This window comes from Streptomyces sp. NRRL WC-3549 (assembly GCF_000721935.1).
Taxonomy (GTDB): domain Bacteria; phylum Actinomycetota; class Actinomycetes; order Streptomycetales; family Streptomycetaceae; genus Streptomyces.
In genome coordinates this window covers 123627-126294 of sequence record NZ_KL585381.1, presented here as the reverse complement: position 1 = coordinate 126294, position 2668 = coordinate 123627, and the positions used below count along the sequence as shown (strand labels likewise).

General features: G+C 72.3%; 3 protein-coding genes and 1 pseudogene. 1 reads left to right on the top strand and 3 read right to left on the bottom strand.

Features of this window, described 5'->3' with window-relative positions; genetic code table 11:
• From IH13_RS0100825 to IH13_RS0100815, 3 genes are all read right to left on the bottom strand, one after another.
• Positions 1-431, bottom strand: a 431-nt coding sequence (locus tag IH13_RS0100825) for a DUF5926 family protein (protein WP_031080123.1), incomplete at its 3' end; no start/stop codon positions are given.
• A 192-nt stretch (positions 432-623) separates the two neighbouring features.
• Positions 624-1226: an ATP-binding protein gene (locus IH13_RS0100820; protein WP_234433179.1), complete on the bottom strand. Its 603-nt coding sequence runs from the start codon at positions 1224-1226 to the stop codon at positions 624-626.
• A gap of 140 nt (positions 1227-1366) precedes the next feature.
• Positions 1367-2194: a glycerophosphodiester phosphodiesterase gene (locus IH13_RS0100815; RefSeq protein WP_031080119.1), complete on the bottom strand. Its 828-nt coding sequence runs from the start codon at positions 2192-2194 to the stop codon at positions 1367-1369.
• A gap of 196 nt (positions 2195-2390) precedes the next feature.
• Here IH13_RS0100815 and IH13_RS44245 point away from each other — a divergent pair.
• Positions 2391-2668, top strand: a pseudogene (locus IH13_RS44245) (protease); the annotation flags it as partial.

Here is a 2668-nt window from a genome sequence, read left to right as displayed (position 1 = left end):
GAGCCGGGCTCCGCCTCCAGCGCCCGCTGCAGGGTGTCCGCGAGGTCGCGGCTGAGGTCGCCGGACGAGGTGTCGTTCTGCAGGGCGAGCAGCACGGAGCCGTCGTCGCGGCGGAGCGCCGGCCACGCCATCGGCAGGACGGTCGCGAGCGTCACGGACGGCACCCCCTCGGGCAGGCCGCCCTTCGGCGTCAGCGCGACGGTGGCGGCGGGGACCAGCTCACGCAGCGCGACCCAGTCGCACTCGCCGGGCAGGCCCTCGAACGGGCGGTGGACCAGCTCGGTCACGGCCTGGGCCGCGGCCCGTCCGTGACAGGCCTTGTACCGGCGGCCCGATCCGCACGGGCAGGGCTCACGGGCCCCGACGACCGGGATCTCACCGTCCTTGAGCTGCGGCTTCCCGGCCTTGGACTGAGGGCGCTTCTTGGCCATGGTAGGCGTTCTCCCGATTGCGACAGTGCGGTCTCGGGCGCGAGCCTAGCCGTCCCCGTCGCCACTCCGGGCCCATACGCGGTCGCCCCCGCCCCGAGCGCCCCTGGGGCCCCGCCTCTGTCCTTCTCCGTCCTTGGCCGCCCCGCCGATCGGGCCCCGTCGCCAGGACGGCGTATCGCGGCCCGCCGGGTCTCAGCCCGCGTCGTCGAAGGCGTCGAGGGCGTCGGCGAAGCCCAGTCCGTCCAGGGGGCCCAGCCCGGCCAGGGGGCCGAGGCCGTGCCCGCTGAGCGCGCTCATCCGGGGGCCGCGGTGGGCCGTCGTCGTCCGGCCGGGGGGTGGGAACGTCTGCGGGGCGTGACCCGAGGAGACCAGGGCCCAGACCGTGACCTCGCCCCGGGCGCCGTCCCGTACCCCCCACTCCTCGGAGAGCGCGCTGATGATGTTCAGGCCGCGGCCGCCGCGCGCGGTCACCGACGGGGTGGCCGGGACCGGCCGGGTCGGGCCGCCGCCGTCCGTCACCTCGACGGTCAGTGTCTCCGCCGGGCCCACGTGCCACGCGACGCGGACGTCACCGTCGCCCCGGTCCGCCGTGCGGTCCAGGGGCCTGCCGTGCCGGCAGGCGTTGCTGAGCAGTTCGGAAAGGATCAGTACGGCGTCGTCGACCACCGTGTCCGGCACCCCGTTGCCCCGCAGCTGCTCACGCATACGCCGCCGCGCCTGGCCCACGCCCGCAGGGCCATGAGGAACGGCCATGCTCGACGACGTCGGCACTTCTTGTGCCACCACAAACGCCACCCCCGAGACCTCCTTTGCCCCACGCCACGGATTGGATGCCCCCCTGAGCTGTGCCGGAAACCGGCCAAAGCCCTGTCAGTGATGCACTCGTAACGATCGGATGCGGAGTGAATGCGCCGGTGCACTCCGCACGAATGATCTTAAAAACGGCCTAGTTGTGACAGCACCTGTTTCGGGCGGTTGGTGATGATTGCGTCCACGCCGAGACGTACGCAGAGTTCGACGTCCTCCGGTTCGTTCACCGTCCAGACGTGCACCCGGTGACCCGCGCGGTGGAGGCGCTCGATGTACCCCGGGTGGTTGCGCACGATCCGCATGCCCGGGCCGGCGATCTTCGCCCCGGCGGGCAGCCTCCCGTCGCGCAGCCGGGGGGAGACGAACTGCATCAGAAAGACCGTCGGGACCGCGGGGGCCGCGGCCCGGATCCGGTACAGGGACCGTGCCGAGAAGCTCATCACACGTACCGGGGAGGGGCCCTTCGCCGGGGGATCGGCCAGGTCGAAGGCCTTCAGGGTCTGGAGCAGCCGTTCCTCGACCTGTCCGGCCCAGCGGGTGGGGTGCTTGGTCTCGATGGCGAGTTCGAGCGGCCGCCCCTGCGCCCGCACCTCGCAGACCAGCTCCAGGAGCCGTTCCAAGGTCAGTACGGACGTCAGCTCACCCGGCACCGGGTCCCAGTCCGGGGACTCCTCGCGGTCCTTCCAGGAGCCGAAGTCGAGGGCGGCCAGATCGGCGAGCTCCAGGGTGGAGACGGCGCCCCGGCCGTTGGACGTGCGGTTCACCCTGCGGTCGTGCACACAGACGAGCTGTCCGTCCGCGGTCAGCCGTACGTCGCACTCCAGGGCGTCGGCACCGTCCTCGATCGCCTTCCGGTAGGCGGCGAGGGTGTGCTCGGGCGCGTCGTCGGAGGCCCCGCGGTGGGCGACGACCTGGATAGGGGGAGGCGTGGAGGGTAGGTGTGCGTGGGTCACGGCGCCATGGTGTCACCGTGACGCGGCGGCTGCGGGGCACATGAGGGCGGGACCGTTTTGCCGGATGTAAAGATTGGTGTGCGGATGCACAGGTCCTGCTTACAGTGGCCTGACGTGCGGTGGGAAAAGCTGACTGCAGACACGTGCACAGCGGATCTCTTGCCGAATGCCGAGTGGAACCGAGGAGTAAAGAGCTGTGAGCACCGAGAACGAGGGCAACGAGGACAACGCGGTTCCGTCGGCACCGTCTGTTCCGTCCGTACCTCCTGTGCCGGCCGCCGCTCCTGAGGGCACCCCGCCCGGAGGTGACATGTCCGCGTCCGGGGCCACCCGTCCGGCGGACGCGCCGACGGCTCAGGGTCCTGCGGCGCACCCGGAAGGCGGCCCCGTACCGCCTTCCTCCCCGTACGCGCAGCCGCAACAGCCCGCCCAGCCGCCGGCCCCGGTCCAGCCGCCCGCCGGCTCCGCCGGCTG